This is a genomic window from Bartonella sp. ML69XJBT (assembly GCF_028618515.1).
Lineage (GTDB): Bacteria > Pseudomonadota > Alphaproteobacteria > Rhizobiales > Rhizobiaceae > Bartonella.
The window spans coordinates 33,228-49,407 of the sequence record NZ_JAQITB010000001.1; the positions used below are offsets into that span (position 1 = coordinate 33,228).

The 16,180-nt window shown below is 39.5% G+C and carries 10 protein-coding genes and 1 pseudogene; 3 read left to right on the top strand and 8 right to left on the bottom strand.

Annotated features, from left to right (window positions below; translation table 11 throughout):
- Positions 1 to 618: 618 nt before the first annotated feature.
- The 4 genes and pseudogenes from rpsP to PVV68_RS00190 all read right to left on the bottom strand — a co-directional run bounded on the left by rpsP (position 619) and on the right by PVV68_RS00190 (position 3,805).
- Entirely contained in the window at positions 619 to 993 is a 375-nt protein-coding gene (gene rpsP / locus PVV68_RS00175; protein ID WP_273719728.1) for a 30S ribosomal protein S16, read from the bottom strand.
- Positions 994 to 1,009: 16 nt separating this feature from the next.
- Positions 1,010 to 1,338, bottom strand: a pseudogene (locus PVV68_RS00180) (chorismate mutase).
- A gap of 24 nt (positions 1,339 to 1,362) precedes the next feature.
- A complete protein-coding gene (gene ffh, locus PVV68_RS00185; RefSeq protein WP_273719726.1) occupies positions 1,363 to 2,931 on the bottom strand; it encodes a signal recognition particle protein in 1,569 nt (522 codons plus the stop codon).
- 232 nt (positions 2,932 to 3,163) lie between these two features.
- Complete coding sequence (locus PVV68_RS00190) at positions 3,164 to 3,805, bottom strand: carbonic anhydrase (protein ID WP_273719725.1); 642 nt, start codon at positions 3,803 to 3,805, stop codon at positions 3,164 to 3,166.
- Positions 3,806 to 4,074: 269 nt separating this feature from the next.
- Here PVV68_RS00190 and PVV68_RS00195 point away from each other — a divergent pair, with 269 nt between their 5' ends.
- Positions 4,075 to 8,784, top strand: a complete 4,710-nt coding sequence (locus PVV68_RS00195; protein WP_273782556.1) for an NAD-glutamate dehydrogenase — start codon at positions 4,075 to 4,077, stop codon at positions 8,782 to 8,784.
- 172 nt (positions 8,785 to 8,956) lie between these two features.
- Here the strand turns inward: PVV68_RS00195 and PVV68_RS00200 are convergent, their stop codons facing one another.
- The 4 genes from PVV68_RS00200 to PVV68_RS00215 all read right to left on the bottom strand — a co-directional run bounded on the left by PVV68_RS00200 (position 8,957) and on the right by PVV68_RS00215 (position 13,761).
- On the bottom strand, positions 8,957 to 10,012 hold the full coding sequence (locus PVV68_RS00200) for a DUF2125 domain-containing protein (RefSeq protein ID WP_273719766.1): 1,056 nt from the start codon (positions 10,010 to 10,012) through the stop codon (positions 8,957 to 8,959).
- Between the two features lie 142 nt (positions 10,013 to 10,154).
- Entirely contained in the window at positions 10,155 to 10,907 is a 753-nt protein-coding gene (locus PVV68_RS00205) for a glutamine amidotransferase (protein WP_273719723.1), read from the bottom strand.
- Between the two features lie 95 nt (positions 10,908 to 11,002).
- Complete coding sequence (locus PVV68_RS00210) at positions 11,003 to 12,565, bottom strand: heme biosynthesis protein HemY (RefSeq protein ID WP_273719722.1); 1,563 nt, start codon at positions 12,563 to 12,565, stop codon at positions 11,003 to 11,005.
- Positions 12,566 to 12,576: 11 nt separating this feature from the next.
- A complete protein-coding gene (locus PVV68_RS00215) occupies positions 12,577 to 13,761 on the bottom strand; it encodes a COG4223 family protein (RefSeq protein ID WP_273719721.1) in 1,185 nt (394 codons plus the stop codon).
- 383 nt (positions 13,762 to 14,144) lie between these two features.
- On the opposite strand from PVV68_RS00215, the gene tsaD reads away from it, so the two are divergent.
- Both tsaD and PVV68_RS00225 read left to right on the top strand, forming a co-directional pair.
- Entirely contained in the window at positions 14,145 to 15,239 is a 1,095-nt protein-coding gene (gene tsaD, locus PVV68_RS00220) for a tRNA (adenosine(37)-N6)-threonylcarbamoyltransferase complex transferase subunit TsaD (protein WP_273719720.1), read from the top strand.
- Positions 15,240 to 15,705: 466 nt separating this feature from the next.
- Positions 15,706 to 16,122: an EVE domain-containing protein gene (locus tag PVV68_RS00225; RefSeq protein WP_273719719.1), complete on the top strand. Its 417-nt coding sequence runs from the start codon at positions 15,706 to 15,708 to the stop codon at positions 16,120 to 16,122.
- The last annotated feature ends 58 nt before the right edge of the window (positions 16,123 to 16,180 follow it).

The following is a 16,180-nucleotide window of genomic DNA, read 5'->3' on the forward strand; positions in this document are numbered from 1 at the left end:
TCTTCATTACTTAAAAGGAGAGCGGCTTTTGGCAAAAAAACGATAACAATTGCTGTCTCCCTATAATACAGGTAATATATTTATTTATAATAATAATTCATTGTTCATTTGGAATGAGAGATCCTAATACCATAAAATTCTCTCATTTCAAATTTCTCCTATGTTGAATCAATCAAAACTATTCCCTTACACGTTAAAAGCGAAATTAGCATGTGAATAGAAATTCTTAAAGCAAGGAGGAAAATATTTCTACTGAACGCTCTCAAATGCAAAGGCTATTGCAACATTGGAAGCTGGGAAAATAGCTTTCGTTATACCATTCAGGGAACATCGTCGTAAAACGGATTTTTGTGCCTTAAGAGACATCTCTTTAAAACAAACAAGTGAATATATAATAAATAAAAATAAATCCTTAAAAAATAGGCGCAGAAGTAAAAAAACATCACATTATGGAAGCTATAAAGTTAAAACCGCACCATAACTTTTTTAAAGTATAGTCACTAAAACATAAATATCTCTTTAAAGAAAATCCGTTTTTGTCATTCAAAAACGGATAATACTCACTTCTCTATAAAATCTTTTAAAAGCAAAATTGCTTGTTTTAAACAGCCACACTTCTTATGCTTCTGAAGCGGATTCAGCTTCAGCCGACGCATTTTCTTCAGCAGCTTGCTTTGCAGCAGCTATGCGTTCTTGTGCTTTTTTACCCGGTTCGCCTTTTTGTGGATTATTGCGGGTTGGACGTTTTTTCAAGCCAGCTGCATCCAAAAACCGTAACACGCGATCCGTTGGCTGCGCACCTTGACCAAGCCAATATTGGATACGTTCTTCATCCAGTTTCACACGCAGTCCATCTTTCGGCAACATTGGGTCCCATGCACCAACACGTTCAATAAAACGTCCATCTCGCGGACTACGTACATCCGCAATAACGATATGATAGTAAGGACGTTTTTTTGAACCTCCACGGGACAAACGAATTTTTAATGCCATATTTTATCTCCTATTGTCAGCTCTGGCTTTCGTTTAAATTTATTTGCATTGTTTTTGCTCTTTGGCGATCACCTCATGGTGATGCACAACTTCTTTAATGACAAACTTTAAAAATCTTTCAGCAAAATCGGGATCAAGATGACTCTCTATAGCCAATTGCCGCAATCGTTCTGCTTGACATTGTTCACGCAGAGGGTCGACTGCAGGCAAATCATAACGGGCTTTTAAATGCCCCACAGCATTCGTACAACGAAACCGCTCTGCCAAAATATGAATCAAAGCTGCATCAAAATTATCAATGGATGCTCGTAAATGCGCTAATTCATCCAATATTTTTTCCTGCATCATATTCCCTTTCCTCTTTGCATCTTACTTTTTCTTGGGATGCTGAGGAAATTTTCCCCTCTCGGCAACGCCACTAGAAAGACCAGGAAATGTAAGCCCATGCCCTGGAAGACCAGGCAAGACCTTCCCTCCATTACCACTTTCAATCTGTTTTTGAAGTGTTGAGAGTTGCTTTGCATCAAATCCTGATAAATCAGGGAGAGTTGCAGAATCACCACTCACAGCTCCCATACCACCAAGCCCCATCTTAGAACCAAGCCCACTCAACATCTTTCCCATCAAACCACCTTTGCCTTTACCCCCTATGGCTTTGACCATATCGGCCATTTGACGATGCATTTTTAAAAGCTTATTAATATCAGCAGCACTTGTACCAGAACCCTTAGCAATGCGTTGTTTACGGCTATGTTTTAACAGTTCCGGATTGGCGCGCTCTAAGGGAGTCATTGACGAAATAATAGCCAATTGACGATTAAACAAACGATCATCAAGTCCTGCAGCAGCGATCTGATCTTTGACCTTACCCAAACCTGGCAACATTCCCATAATGCCGCCCATTCCCCCAAGTTTTTTCATTTTCTGCAATTGTTCTGCCAAATCATTGAGATCAAATTTTCCAGCTTGCATTTTTTTTGCAAAAGCGGCGGCCTTCTCATGATCCATTGTTTCAGCAGCTTTTTCAACCAAAGAAACAATATCGCCCATTCCCAAAATACGATCGGCAATACGACGCGGATGAAACTCTTCCAAAGCATCTATTTTTTCACCGATTCCAATTGCTTTAATCGGCTTTCCTGTCACAGCACGCATAGAAAGAGCCGCACCACCGCGCCCATCACTATCCATACGCGTTAAGATAATTCCTGTAATTCCCACCCGCTCATCAAAAGAGCGCGCCAGATGAACAGCATCTTGACCGGTCAAACTATCCGCCACCAACATAATTTCATGAGGAAGAGAACAAGCTTTAATTTCAGCCAATTCAAGCATCAAAGCTTCATCAATATGGTTACGACCTGCTGTATCAAGAATCAACACATCATAACCACCCAATTTGGCTGCTTGTAGCGCACGTATTGCAATATCGACGGGAGACTGCCCCGCAATAATAGGCAAACTTGCCAAGTTTGCTTGTTCTCCTAATTGGCGAAGTTGTTCCTGTGCTGCAGGACGGCGTGTATCTAATGACGCCATAAGAACTTTTTTATTATTTTTGTCCGTTAAACGCTTAGCAAGCTTTGCTGTTGTGGTTGTTTTTCCAGAACCTTGCAAACCAATCATCATCATCACAACAGGTGCCGGTGCATTGAGATCACTGAGAACGCCTTCACTTCCAAGCACATTCACCAATTCGTCATGGACAATTTTAACAACCATCTGTCCAGGTTTAATTGATTTAACAATTGCAGCCCCAACAGCTTTTTCACGAACCCTATCGGTAAAAGAACGCGCAACATCAAGCGCCACATCGGCTTCCAATAAAGCACGCCGAATTTCGCGCAACGCCGCTGCAACATCCTGATCCGACAAAGCCCCCCGCCCTGTCAAATGAGACAGTATGGAGCCAAGCCGTTCTTGTAAGGATTCAAACATTCTCTACCTCATTGCTGCATAACAAACCAACCAAAGCGGCATCCGAGAACGCATCGCGCCGTCGGATGTTGACCTCTGAGATCTCTTTATACCCTCACATTGGGGTCTCAGTCGGTGGCTCCAAGTTAATCCTGTCACTGAAAGCTTATTCTTTCAAACAATAAAACCTTAGCTTTGTCAAGATTTATCATACAATACTTTTAAAAGACAGCAAAGGTTATACTTAATCTTTCTAAACCTCAACACGCACAAAACGACCTGTTTCCTGTTCTACACTCCACAATTCACCACTTGAAATATCAAACCAAACCCCATGTAGTGTTAAAAGTCCTTGATCTTTGCGTACCTTTATCCAAGGAAAGGTTTCTAAATTTTTCAATGAATAATGTATAGACAATTGTTCTAATGCGATCTGCTGTTCTGATGCGGTCAGTGATTTATTATCAAGAACTGCTTGTGCTGCTGGTGCTAAAAGGCTTATCCATTGCCCAATAAAATCATTTGACGATAAAGATTTGCACTTTCCTTTAAGAGCAGTGCACACTCCCCCACAATGGGCATGACCAAAAACGACGATATGCTTGACCTCAAGCAATTGCACGGCATATTCAATCGCTGCTGATGTTGCATGATACTGATTATCAGGAGAAAAGGGAGGAACCAAATTTGCAACATTGCGCAATGTGAAAATTTCACCTGGTTTAGCATCAAAAATCGTTTCTGGTATTGCCCGCGAATCACAACAAGCAATGACCAAAACTTCAGGTTTCTGTCCTTCAGTTGCCAATTGCTGATAACGCGCTGTTTTATGTGAAAAATGATTGTTTATAAAGGATTGATAACCACTTAAAAGTCTCTCAGGCAAACACGTCATTCTCTCTTTACTTTCATTCACTTTGTATATTTTTTAAGAGCAAACTATTAAGATGCAATAACATACAAAAATACTAAAAAAGCCATTTTATCAACGCAAGATATTTTTTAAATAACAGATTATTAATTAAAGTGACAAAACAAGTTTATCCTCTCCAATAAATAACTATTCCCTAAAACAAGAAGATGCTACACTAAAAAGAATATTATACAGATCTGTTCTTAAAAAGAAGATAAAGAACATCAAGAGCAAAAAAAGGGAAATTCATTGTGTTAAAACAACAAACATCAGAGACAAAAAGTAATCAAAATAAAATAGAACAAATCCTTTTTGCTCATACCGATAAAGAAGATATTATTTGTTACCAAAACGAAGAACTCCAAAAAGCCACAGCTACAGCTATTGCGGCTTTTAATCTTCACAAGACAGGAAAAACAATTATCTGCTTTGAACGAAATTTGACTCGTAACAGCAAACCTATAACGGTTATCACCCTCGTCAACGATAATAAGCCCTTCCTTCTTGATTCTATTTTAAATGTCTTTAATCAACATAAAAATCACATTTATTTGATTGCACACCCCGTTCTTGATTGTGCCTCTGGGCAACGCATCAGCTTGATGCAAATCCATATTGAGTCTTTAAATGATCAACAAGTACAAAAGCTTAAAGATGAACTGGCCTTAGTTCTTGAACAAGTCAATGCAGCCGTGCAAGACTGGCAACCTATGCTTGAAGAAGTAAGGAAGCATATCCATGCCTATCAAACAAGTCTCCCATCATACTACACACAAGAAGGTGAAAAAGCCATTGAATTTCTCAATTGGTTAATGGACGATAATTTCATCTTTCTTGGCATGCGCACTTATAACTTTATCAAAGACCAAGAACCCACAAAATCCTTTACAGCCAGAGGCATTGAATTGGGCATTCTCACCGATGCTTCTATTCGTATTATTGGCGATGCACGTGTGGAAGAGCCTCCTCAAGAAATCCTCTCCTTTATGGAAAGTGATAACCTATTTATTGTCACAAAAGCCAATAGTCGCTCAAAAATTCACCGTTTTGTTTGGCTTGATTATATTGGTCTTAAAATCTTTGATGAAAACAATAAACTGTGTGGAGAATTGCGCATTGTGGGGTTGTTTACCTCCTCCGCTTATACACGCTCTATTTTGCAAATCCCTTTCTTAAAAGAAAAAGCCAAAACGATTATTCAACGTCTTGGACATAACCGTGCCGACTATTCAGGAAAAGCACTTATCAGTGTTTTAGAAACCTATCCAAGAGATGAAATGTTTCGCTCCGATATTGATACACTAACGGAAAATGCCAAACTTATCATGCAACTAGACGAACGCCCACGTTTGCGGGTGCTTGCCCATAGCGATCCCTTTGGACGCTTTGTCTCTATACTTGTCTATGTACCGCGTGACCAATATAGCAGCAATGTTCGTGAAAAAATTGGCGAACATTTTGTTGAACTTTACAAAGGTGATTTTTTTGAATCCTATCCTCTATTTTTGGAAAGCACACTGACACGTGTCTATTATGTCATCCACCGCCAGGTCCGTGAAAATGCTCCTCTTATCGAACGCACAGCCCTTGAACAACATGTACGTTCTATCGCACACAGTTGGGAAGAATCTGTTCAAACGATAGCCCTTACCCGCAAAACGACAGAGCAACAAACACGTTTAGCCTGCCAATTTCCTAATAGCTATCGTGACCTCTTTTCAGCTGAAGATGCTATTGAAGATGCCGGACATATTCTAAGTCTTCATGAAAAAAAACCACTTTTTGTTACTTTTTATCATGCAGGCAATAAGGGAAAACGAAACATTTCTCTCCGGCTCTTTCACTGCCATAAAGCGTTAGCCCTTTCCAAGCGCGTACCCCTTCTTGAAAATATGGGGTTTCGGGTTATTGCTGAACAAACACTTGAATTACCAGATGGCAATGGACACTCTGTATATCTTCATGATATGCAACTAGAAAGCGCCTTTCAACTGTGTATTGATTTCGACAAAAACGGTCAAAAGCACGCCGAAACATTTGAAGCCATTTGGGCTCAAGATGCTGATAATGATGCCTTTAATACCCTAACCCAAACAGCTGATCTTTCTTGGCGCGAAATTGTTATTTTACGCCATTATGGACGCTATCTCCAACAAGCTGGCATTCCTTATTCACAAGACCGTGTTGCTCAAACTTTAAACGCCTATCCTGACATTACCCAAGATCTTTATGCACTCTTCCATTTGAAATTTCATCAAAGCCATACAGAAAAAGAACGCAAAGAGAACCAACAGGCTATTCAAAAGCGTATTGAAGAAAAATTACAGAACGTATCGGGTCTAGATGATGATCTTATCTTACGCCGTTATCGTAATCTTATCGATGCGAGTTTACGAACCAATGCCTTTACGCCTCTTAAAAATGGAAATCCACGACGTATTTTAGCCACCAAGTTAGATCCACGCCAAATTGAAGGATTGCCTGAACCGCGCCCTTATCGCGAAATTTTTGTTTATGGACCAGAAGTTGAAGGGGTTCATTTACGCTTTGGTCCTATTGCTCGAGGTGGAATTCGTTGGTCAGACCGTGCACTCGATTACCGCACTGAAATCCTTAGCTTAGTCAAAGCTCAACAGGTAAAAAATGCCGTTATTGTTCCCGTTGGTGCCAAAGGTGGCTTTTATCCTCACCGCCTTCCCCAAACAAATGATCGTGCTCTCATCATCGAAGCTGCACGACAAGCTTATATTGACTTTATCACGGCTTTGCTTTCCATCACCGACAATCTGGTAAACGATAAAATAGCTCCTCCTCACGACATCATTTGCCATGATGGACATGACCCTTATTTTGTTGTCGCAGCAGATAAAGGTACAGCAACCTTTTCTGATACAGCAAACGCACTCAGCCAAGAAAACCACTTCTGGCTTGATGATGCTTTTGCCTCAGGAGGTTCAGCAGGCTACGATCACAAAGAAATTGGGATCACCGCCAAAGGAGCATGGGAAGCAGTCAAAAGACATTTTCGAGAATCCTTTAACCACGATATTCAAACAACACCTTTCACCTGTATTGGGGTTGGTGACATGTCTGGCGATGTTTTTGGCAATGGCATGCTGCTTTCTCAACAAACAAGGCTTATTGCCGCTTTTGATCACCGCGATATCTTTATCGACCCAGATCCAAACATAGCTGAAAGCTATGCGGAACGTATGCGCCTCTTTCAACTTCCTCGTTCCAGTTGGCAAGATTACGACCAAACCAAATTATCAAAGGGCGGTGGCATTTTCTCACGTACCATGAAAACCATTACGCTTTCACCTGAAGCAGCACAAGCTATTGGTTTTGAAAAACAAACAGGAACGCCTTTTGAAATCATTTCTGCACTTCTTAAAGCACCCGTTGATCTTTTATGGTTTGGTGGCATTGGCACTTATATCCGCGCGACGACAGAAACCGATGCACAAGTAGGAGATCGTGCTAATGATGGACTACGCATTACCGGTGAACAAGTTCGTGCAAAAGTGATTGGTGAGGGAGCTAATCTTGGCGTTACACAACGTGGTCGAATTGAATATGTCTTAAATGGCGGGCGATGCAATACGGATGCCATTGATAACTCCGCAGGTGTTAATTGTTCAGATGTCGAGGTCAATATCAAGATTGTTCTGGCATCAGCCCTTCGTGCAAAAACCCTTACCCGCGAAGCCCGCAATGAGCTCTTGAAAAAAATGACTCCACAAATCGAGCAATTAGTCTTGCGCAACAATTATTTGCAACCTCTTGCTCTTTCTTTAGCTGAAAACCAAAGTATTGTAGATTTACCTCATCAAATCCGCTTTATGCATGATTTAGAAGAAAAAAAGCTTCTAGATCGTAGAGTGGAAATCCTCCCTGATGAACAAGTTTTGCGGCAAAGAATAACACAAGGTCAAGGACTTATCCGTCCAGAACTTGCTGTTCTTTTGGCATACGCTAAATTAACCCTAAAAGAAGAGATCGCCCATAGCCCCATTATTGATGATCGTTATTTTGATACAATCTTGTTGCACTATTTCCCAACTCAAATTCAGGAAAACTTTGCAAAAGAAATCATTAATCATCAGTTGCGTCGTAATATCATTGCAACGCTGCTTGCCAATGATATTGTGAATCGTGGAGGACCTACTTTTGTAAGTAGACTACAAGATGCAACAGAACAAAAGGTTGAAAATATTATTCGCGTTTTCATCACACTGTGTGATGGTTTTGAAATACCACAACTGTCTAATCAAATTGACAAGCTTGATAATAAAATACCCGGTGTTGTTCAAAATAAATTCTACGCAGCGATTACTTCAATGCTCTTTGAGACAACAAACTGGGGATTGTACAATATGGATCTCTCGACTCCATTAGAAGAACTTGTACAAACAATAAAGCAAGCGCGTGCTGTTATTGAAAAACAACTTACGCATTCGAATGATAAAGATATCAACAAAAAAATGAAAGAAAAAACGCTCCATTATAGTGAAGAAGGAGCACCAAAAGCTTTATCAAAACAATTGGCTCTCTTGGAAGCTGCTCCTATCATTTGTGACATTTCTTTAATTGCCAAACAAAGCAACAGTGATCTTATTAAAACTGCAGAGATTTATTTTTCACTTGCACAAATCATTCGTATCAACCGCATTAATGAAGCAAGTCAAACAATTCCTGTACTTGATTATTATGATAGTATGGCCTTAAGCCAAGCCAAAGAAAATATTGCCGAAAGCTTACGGAAAATTGTTATGAAAATTCTGAACAATTATGGAGTAAAAGACGACCCTTTTGCCACTTGGAATAAAAGAGCAGAAGATCACATTCACAATGTAACAAACCGTATTAGTGCACTTATTGAAAATGATCTCAACATTTCTCGTTTTACTTTTGCAGCAGGATTGATTGCACAACTTCAAAACACGGGCTTTCAGACTTAAAGTAGCGTAAGATGGCAAAGTTTGAAAAACCTCATTTTGCCATCCATGACAAACCCGCAAGAGAATAAGAGGAGTGCTATCCGCATTTTCAGACATAGCTCCCCAAACAAAGAAGCACTCTTTTATCTCTGAAGCAGAGTTGAAAGTACGATTTAAAAAACAGCTTTCAGACTCAAAGCGGTGTAAGACGCCCAAGTTTTAAAAAACCTAATTTTACCCATCCATGACTAACACGCAAAGAAATAATCGGATAGCCATCTGCACTTTTAGGCATAGCGCCCAAAACAAAAAATAAAGCTTGTAGATTGTTAGCTTGCTCAGGAAATAAGCGCTGCATAGTAGTAAGGAGTTCCATATGCTTCACCAAGACAAGATCAAATTTTGCTGTTAAATATCCTTCATCATCAAAAGAAAAAGGCCCACTGACACGTAATATACCACCTGTATGAAAAACCAATTCGCCCCGCTTTAAAAGTCCACTTTTCCCATACAAGCGCTGTTTCCAATTGCCTCCTCCATTTTCAAACACATGAGGTACATCATTGAATATCCATTTTAAATTGCCATCAATTTTGGGAACATCCACCAAGTAAGAGGCAAAAAACACGGAAGGATCAAAATCATCAAAAGTAAGATGCCCCGATAAATGATTTTTCTCGTCTTTCAGATCAAGTCGTAAAAATTCTGTCGTTATTTTTGGAGACACATTTTCTTGATCTAAGACAGGCACAATCACATCTAGCGAATCTTTTAAAAATGCTTGATCACCAACATTTTCCTGCATTACTTTCTTGTTTTCCGGCTGTGATTCCAATTTTTCTTGAACTTTCTGATCATCAAGAGATGAAGAAATAGTAGAAATTTCAAGCCCTTCAGCCATCAGTTTAAATGTCTTACCCGTTTTCCAATAAGGTTCTGTTTCAATGACCAAATTGCGCCACTTTGACACAAATGGAGTCTTTCCAGCAAAAACAATAAATGCAGGAGAATGAACATTAAATTCAACCCAATGGGGTGCATAAACTGGTGCACCAACCGTAAAATCCCCCGTTGATAAGGAAAGCCCGTGCAAAGGCCAAGCAAACTGAAATTGATCACAAGTAACACCAATACGTAACGGATAACCACTCTTGCTGAGATGCTCGCACACAACCGTCATATCATGGGCAGAAGCCCTTTCGAAGAGATAGGCTACATAGTCCTCTATTTTACGTGAAAAAAAAACCAGAGTAAGCTATAAGTGAATATCAACACAAAACAGCATAGCCCACAAAAAAAATATCTTAAAGAACAACTTTTCCGTATTGATTTCAATGGAGAAAACATAGACAAAATAAAAATTTTCCTTATTTTATAACGATAAAAACTTCTTAACTCTCACGCATGTATGATGGATATACAAAGATTTTGTGCAATGCATTTTCAAACCATTTGCTCAAAGCCTGATCATAGATTAAACGACCTTGCAAATGCACAGCAGCAGGTTGAGCCCCTTTTTCCGTTAATTTGTGTGCCGAACGCACAACCAAACGCCGCATCATTGCACGTGTAAATTCAGCATGAAATTGTAGACCCCATGCATTTTCTCCATAACGGAAAGCTTGTGTAGGATATGTATAACCTGTTGCCAAAAGCTCTACCTCTTTAGGTAAATCATAAATACCTTCATCATGAAAATGATAAACCATTTCCGGCCAATTCATCACTGCTTTTCCTTGCAAGGTTGCTTCCAGTGGATACCATCCCACTTCAACGATCCCATCACGTCTTGTACGAACACAGCCCCCCAGATTTCGCGCTAACATTTGTGCGCCAAGACAAATACCTAAAAAAGGCTTATTCTCTTTTAATGATAAAGAAATCCAATCAATTTCCTCACTAATATAAGCATCCCTGTCATTCACACTCATCGGTCCCCCTAAAATGACGACACCAGCATAATACTGCAATGTATCGGGGAGTTTCTGTCCTAAAATAGGACGATACACATCAAGAACAAAACCACTTTGTTGCAAAAATTTTCCCAAACGACCCGTATATGTAGACCGACGATGAATAACGACTGCGATCCTTGGTTTGCTCTTTCCTTGCTTCTTACCAACACACCTTTGACTTAAAAACATTTTTTAACCAATCACTTTTGCAAACCAAGTAAAATTTCACTTTTTAAACACAAGAGAATAATTTTAGCGAACAATATTCACTATAATTCTACTTTTTAAAATAAACGAAATTTCTTTTTTGATAAAGATGTCTCCTCTTCTTCTGTTTTTACCCCTGGATCATCAACATTTAAATGGATTTGATTAAATGTTTTGACATCTTGCTCTTTTATATCTTGTTTCTCTACCTGTACATTATGCAACAAAGAATCCTCTCGCGCAGGTAATTTTTCAAGCGTCTTTTCTTCAACACCAAGACCTTCTCCCACAATATCTCCTTTATCTTGTTTTTTAGGCATAATATTGGCAGCCTCTAATGTGAAGGGAGACATACGGGGAGGTGCTTTCCATTCAAAACAGCCCAAACGCCCAGTTATGGGAGAAACCACTGACCAAGAGGTAAAAATGGTACCATCACACATCCACACCGGATCACGTTCAGCACGAAGTGCTAAAGAAAGCCATTGACGCACTGCTGCTTGATTATTCCCCTGTGCTTCTTCAATATCTGCTAACAATAAATACACACTTTCCCGCTGATGATACTGGAGCGCTTTTTGTGCCTGTTGCCTTGCCAATACCGTCTCACCAGCATCCAAAGCAGCTTTAGCAATAAGAAAAGCCGCTTCAAATGTGTCTTTATGATAAGAAGCAAGTGTCTTAGCCTTTTTTAATCGTCCAACGGCTCCTTCTTCTCTTTCAAGATAAAGCGCACTCAAATCAGGATGCGGCTCTTTCTGCCAAGCCGTTATAATCATCTTATCGGCTTTACGCGTTTCATTGAGCTTATAAAGAATATCAGCAGCAATAACCGTTATGGGAACAAAATCAGGTTCCAATTTATGTGCTTTCAAAATAGCCGTACGTGCTTGTACTGGATATGTTTCAAACAGATGAAGAGCCTGCCCACAAAGTAACAAAGCCTGTATATGTTGACGCTCAGTAGTCAAACGGATTGCACGCGGTAAAGCTTTTTGCGCGCGTTCAAAAACAGCAAGAGCTTTGTCCCATTGTCCACTTGTGCTAAGTTGATCAAGCACAGTTTGATGTGCCCATAAAAGTGCTGGTGATAAAGCCAGCGCCTCTTGTGCATATTGTTGTGCTGCTTCATAAGCTTTATTCTTTATGGCTTCGCGAAACAAACCATAAAGCCCTGCCAATTTTGTTGATGTTTCTTTTCTCATTTCCTCATAGAGAGGAATGGCGTCGGCAGAATTATTTTGCAGCGACAAGGTTTGTGCTTGTAAAAGTTTTACCAACGGCTCATCTTTACTGGCAAGATATTTGTCAACACGAGCCTCCATTTGTTGCGCTAACACCCCATCGCCTGAAAAAACTGCCAAAATCCCTTGTGAAAGAGCTTCATAACCGCGCTTTTTATGGCGTTTATAGAAGTAATTGGAAACAGCATGGGGGACAGAAAAAAGGACAGAAAGAAACCACCATAAAAGTGCTAAAATTCCAAAAAACAAAATAAGCATGCTTAGCACTGTAAGCAATGAAGCAGAGAAGCGAAAATGCAAAAATGTGAGGACCACAACACCATTGTGATTAGCAACCCACCCGAACACGAGACCGAGCGCACATACAACAAAACTATAAACAAAAACACGTATCATCTGGAGCCTATTTACATCTTAGTTGCCTTAAAAGATCCTTGTTGCACAGATATCAACAATTTCTGAAGCAACTGATGAACAGCAATATGTGTTTCAAGCTTCTGCACAAAATCCAGCGAAACATCTTTTGCATTTTGAGGTAATGTTTGCCATTCGCTTAAAGCCTTTTCGTAATCACCCCTTTGAATGGCAACTTCCATCCGCGCCGCAATTGCTCCCACTGTCATACCTTCAATATTTCCAACCGGACGCGAAACAATAAGACCCTTTATCCATGCTAAAATCCGTTCAAAAAAACCAGCATCTGATGCAACACTCTTTTGTGTAGCAACGATGCTATCTGCAATACGAGCAAAATCACTTGAAAGTTGAGCTGAACTTGGAAGACCTACAGCCGCTGTCTTTTGCAACAAATCCAGTCCATCAATCGAAGGCGATAATTGTTGTAACAGTTTTAATTCATCACTATAAGATCCACCACGCTCTACAGCATTTTTTAGGGAACTGATGGCAGTAAAGAGTGCCGTATTGATTTCGTTTTTCTCACTCTTGGTAGCAGCAATCTCTTCTTGCATAGTTTCTAACCGTTGTTTTAAGGTAGCAAGAGCACTTGCATTGCTTTGTCCAACGGAAAAAGCCGCTTTTGTTTCTTTTGAGCCTTCCACAAAAGCTTGCACAGATTTTTCAAGATTATTTACTTTTTGCTCTAAAGCAGTAAAAGCTTTTTTGTTTTCTTGTGATGCTCCATCACTTTGAATTGTTTCTATATGTTGTGATGAAAAAGCAGCAAATTCTGCTTTCAATGTATCAATTTCTTGGAGAACATGCCCTAATTGCTTGCGTGTTTCCTCACCTTGATTTTTTGCACTTTCAGCAATTTGTAAAATTTTTTCTCCCTCAGTATTTTTTTCCATAACAGAAGAAGGAAGCACGCCTGTCCACTGAAGACCGATCAAAACACCCAAAGCGATGAGACCACCCAAAATTCCTGAAATAAGCAAATAAAGCCAAGTCATATAAGACATGCAGTGCTTCTGCTCATGCTTTTCACTTTGTTTCTCCATAGTATCCAATTCTGCTGGATTTTGTGTTATTTGTTCTGAATTATGAGCCACAGTTTCATGTTCAATCACTGGCGTTTTACGGCGCGTACCAGTATAATGTGGTTTAGCTTTTGGTTTTGAAGAATCTACCATCTTAATCACTTTTTGTGCACACTCTTCTCTCATGATAAAATAACAAAATGAAAAAAGCTTTAAAAAACGAAGAATTTCTCAAAGAGCATTGTTTATTTCAAACCATTTTTACTAAAAAGTATAACTTCACCGAAATTTTTAACACTGTATTTTTATGGACAACAGTTAATCTTATAAAGTTTAATGAACAATATTTGGGGAACATATCATTATTTTATACTGAAAAAAAAGCTTCATTTTGAGTTAACAAAGCCATTATATTTAAAGAGAATGCATTTAAACGCATTTTTAGAGAGAAAATAATTTCATGAGAAGTTCTTTGCATCTTTTCCTGTCCGTGATACCCACAAAAAAAGAGTCTTTAACAGAAGGTTTTGTTTAAAATGCGCCTGTTAGGAATAGAAACGAGTTGCGATGAAACTGCTGCTGCTGTTGTTGAATACAACAATGAAGGTAACAGTAGAATTCTTTCTAATATTGTTTGGAGCCAAATTGATCATCATGCACCCTATGGCGGTGTTGTTCCTGAAATTGCCGCCCGTGCCCATGTTGAAATTCTCGATAGTTTAATTCTAAAAGCACTAACAGACGCAAACGCAAAATTGAACGATATTGATGCCATTGCAGCCACCAGTGGTCCAGGTCTCATAGGAGGACTATTGGTAGGTGTTATGAGCGCAAAAGCACTCTCTCTTGCCACGGGAAAGCCTTTTATTGCCGTCAATCATTTAGAAGGGCATGCCTTGACAGCCGTGTTAACGCATAATGTCCATTTTCCTTATTTATTGCTGTTGGTCTCAGGTGGTCATACACAAACAATCCTTGTTCACGGAGTAGGCAACTACCAGCGTTTAGGAACCACCATTGACGATGCCTTGGGAGAAGCTTTTGATAAAACAGCAAAACTTTTAGGCCTTCCTTATCCTGGTGGTCCAGCACTTGAAAAAGCTGCTTTATTAGGAGACAAAAATCGTATCCCTCTTCCACGACCTTTAAAAGGTGAAAAAAGATTAGATTTCTCTTTTTCAGGTCTTAAAACCGCTGTTCGGCAAGCAGCAACAGCCATGGCGCCTCTTACAGAAAGCGATGTTGCAGACATTGCCGCAAGTTTTCAAGCAGCAGTTACCGATACAGTGCATGATCGCGTTCATTTGGCTCTACAACACTTTATCCAACAATATCCTCTCTCTCATGGTAAAGGACAACGTCCTCCTGCTTTAGTTGTCGCAGGTGGTGTTGCCGCCAACCAAGCCATTCGATCAACATTGCAAAAACTTGCACATCAACATGGTTTTGAATTTATAGCGCCCCCTCTTTCCTTATGTACCGATAACGCTGCAATGATTGCTTTTGCTGGTGCACAAAAGCTTGCTAGAGGAGAAACAAGCCCCCTTGATCTTGCCCCGCGCTCACGCTGGCCATTGGATGAAAAATCTACTCCCTTAATCGGGATGGGACGCCGTGGAACAAAAGCCTAACAAAATGAATTTTTATGTTCTCCACAAAGCACAATATGAATGACTGTTATTGAATATTTCATCTCATTATTATAACTTTTCTTATCTTGAAACTTCTAAGACACAATTTTCCTACACAACTTTTCAAAGCAACCCAATCATAGATTATTTTTGACATTAAAAAATAACTGCACTTGGGCTTAATGGCTTACTTTAGGCTTATGTTTTGATCCACATGCATATTTTTTTCTTCTAACAATTAAGTAAAAGACAAGATAGTTTCACGCATTTTAATGAAACAGAATAAAAAGATAACGCATGATGATAAAACAATTTTATTCTCTCTCCAAAATGAAGAAATAAATTGATAATCTGCATTCTTTACTTCATTTTAAATGAAATGATCGTACTTAGCAGTGCTATACTTAAGTGCATATAAAATACGTATGATGCCTAAAATATTCACAATCCATAAAAAGGAGAACGCATGGCTTATTGGCTTTTTAAATCTGAACCTCATAAATGGTCATGGGACATGCAGAAGCAAAAAGGCGCGGATGGTGAACAATGGGACGGTGTCCGCAATTATCAAGCTCGTAACAATATGCGTGCCATGAAATATGGCGATAAAGGCTTTTTTTATCATTCCAATAAAGGGCTAGAAATTGTAGGTATTGTAGAAGTATGTGCAGAAGCACACCCTGATTCTACGACTTCTGATCCACGCTGGGAATGTGTCGATATCCGTGCCGTTTGTGATATGCCAACACCTGTTTCATTAAAACAGATTAAAGCAAACCCTAAACTGAAAAATATGGTGCTAGTCAAAGCTAGTCGCTTATCAGTACAACCCGTAACAGAAGATGAATGGAAAGAAGTTTGTTTTATGGGCAACCTTAAATAAAGAAATGCTCTCATCTTAACACAATAATCTCTGACCACTGATTCCTATGGGGCAAGAG